General features: G+C 54.0%; 1 protein-coding gene and 1 pseudogene. Both read left to right on the top strand.

Features of this window, described 5'->3' with window-relative positions; all coding sequences use genetic code 11:
* On the top strand, nucleotides 1-66 hold a 66-nt coding region (locus ACOTYB_RS24885), incomplete at its 5' end, for an IS1 family transposase (protein ID WP_421765773.1).
* Between the two features lie 22 nt (nucleotides 67-88).
* Nucleotides 89-570 (top strand): annotated as a pseudogene (locus ACOTYB_RS24880) (phage tail protein); the annotation flags it as partial.

The following is a 570-nucleotide window of genomic DNA, read 5'->3' as shown; positions in this document are numbered from 1 at the left end:
TCAAAATCGCTGGAGCTGCATGACAAGGTCATCGGGCATTATCTGAACATAAAACACTATCAGTAAGTTGGAGTCATTACCAGAAAATATGCTTTATAACACTGGCACCATCGCCATTAACGGAAATACAGCCACCGGCACCGGCACGAACTGGACGGCAACGGCCAGCCAGATTCGGGTTGGCCAGACGTTGTTTGTTCTTTCTAACCCGGTACAGATGTTTCAGATCACGGCCATCAACAGTGCGACGTCACTGACGGTTACACCCGCAGCGTCTCCGGCGCTCAGCGGCCAGAAGTACGGCATTCTTGTTACTGATAGTCTCTCGGTCGATGGCCTGGCGCAGAGCATGTCTCAGCTCATCAACGAGTATGACGAGAACATCGGCGCGTGGGAGACGTTCGCCACCACCTCAGCAAACCAGAACATCACCGTTACCATCAACGGCACTCGTGTAACTATTCCGGCGATCGGTAAGCTGGCGCAGAAGGGGAGTAATGGAGCTATCCCGATTGGGCAGGGCGGGACCGGGGCAACGAATGTCGCTGACGCTCGCACAAACCTCGGTTT

It is taken from the genome of Enterobacter cloacae complex sp. IR5450 (assembly GCF_049238665.1).
GTDB classification, from domain to species: Bacteria; Pseudomonadota; Gammaproteobacteria; order Enterobacterales; family Enterobacteriaceae; genus Enterobacter; species Enterobacter hormaechei_C.
Note: the sequence above shows the minus strand (reverse complement) of the source record. Positions and strands in the feature narration are given on the sequence as shown.